The sequence below is a fragment of the Lutibacter sp. genome, from assembly GCF_041596795.1.
Classification (GTDB): Bacteria; Bacteroidota; Bacteroidia; order Flavobacteriales; family Flavobacteriaceae; genus Lutibacter.
This window is the reverse complement of sequence record NZ_JBFHHX010000274.1, coordinates 1-1789: the sequence shown is the minus strand read 5'-3', so window position 1 is coordinate 1789 and position 1789 is coordinate 1. Positions and strand designations below refer to the sequence as shown.

The 1789-nt window shown below is 27.5% G+C and carries 1 protein-coding gene; it reads right to left on the bottom strand.

Features of this window, described 5'->3' with window-relative positions; genetic code table 11:
* Nucleotides 1-1789 (bottom strand): FUSC family protein (locus tag ABY298_RS16230; protein ID WP_372747082.1); only part of this gene is annotated, 1789 nt, incomplete at both ends.

Sequence of the window (1789 nt, the reverse complement as noted above, 5' to 3'; positions counted from 1 at the left end):
TTTGTTAAACGCTTTTTCGTAAGAGTTTTCTGCTTCTGTAATTGAAAGACTTGTTTTTTCTGGACTTATAGTCGTTCCATCAAGAATACTTATTGCTGTTTTTATATTTAAACAAATATTTTCAACATAAATATCAAACTCTGTTGGAGCTGCAGATGTTTTGTTATTTCTAAAATAAGAACCAAGTGCCGTTAATGATGATAAAAAAGTATTGTTAAATACTGTAATTTCATAAATAGTTGAAAGTTCTATTTGTTTGGATTTTGGATCTTGATTTAATCGTTGAAAAGCTGAATTCATTTCCGCAATATCTAAAAAAGCTTTTTTTCGAATTACTTTATACGTAGTTGAAACTTCTCCCTTTTCATGATAAAAAGAGGCTATTTCTTTCAAAAACAATTCATTAGATTTTAAGGCATTTATAAAATACTCATGAATGTTTTGAAATTGCCATGAAGGCCATAAAATATAGGTTGCAGAAAAAGCTAAAGAAGCTCCTATTAATGTATCAATAATTCTAAATTGTAATACCGATATTATATTAGGCTCAAATAAAGCATAGGTAAAAACAACATTTAAGGTAATAAAAACTGCGGCATTTCTATAATTTAACTGTACCAAAGAAAAAGCAAATGGCAATGAAATAGTTGCTATTACTCCATAAATTACAGGATTTTGTGTAAATAATATTACAACACCTGCAATTGATGCACCAATTAATGTTCCAATTACTCTGTGTATAGATCTAGATTTGGTTAACCCAAAACTTGGACGCATAATTACTATTATGGTTAAAATAATCCAATAAGGGTTTTGCATTGAAAATATTTTTCCAATTATAAGACCAATTACTGAAATAATTGCTAAACGCAAAGAGTGCTTAAAAATAGGTGAACGAAAGGTAAAATTTTCCGTTAATTTTTTAAAATCATAATCTTGCGGTGTTAAAAACCGAGTTGCTTCTTTATGACTTAAAATTTGATCATTACTCTCGTAGTTATTTAAAATGCGTTCTAATGAAATTATATTTTGAACTTGTTTTTCCTGATAGCTTTTTAAATTTAACAACATTAAAGTTCCAACTCTAGCTTTAGGCATTGTTACCAAAATTCTATATAAATCAATATTGCGCTCAATATGTTTTAATATTTCAGGTATTTTAGTATTTGCATTTAACGTTTCTTCCTTTCTAATAACCCTAGAAATATGGTTTAACTGATTTACAATTTCAAAAATTAATAATTGAAAATCTTCAATTTTTTCTCGATGCTTTTTAAAAACCAAATCAAATTTTTCATAATCAACCGGGTTTGCAACTGCTAACTCTAAAATATCAACCAATTGTGTAAACAACAAATGCTGCCTTCTAACTTTATTAGATAAGGTATATTTACTTTGTGCTGATAAAAGTATATTTCTTAAAGTTTCATGATGCTCATTAATTTCAAACTGAAGATTAAACAGCTTCTGAAACAATTCATTTCTATCTGTTTCGCATAGTAATAATTCACCTCTTATTTTTAAATATTCAGCCGTTTTCTCAATGGTTTTAATAAAAAATTGGTCTGTTTGAATTTTTGGAAATAGTCGAGTTTTTAAAAATGTTAACAACAAGTACCATAAACCACCTAGTGCAATTAATGTTGCGTGTTGCAATAAACTCTCTTTTGAATAATCTCTGGTAAAACTTAATGTAATTGTTAAAAGCCCAACAAATGAAATTAATGATGCTCTAAATCCAAAAACTGCGATATATGAAACTGAAAAAAAAGTAAGACCTAATACAGGT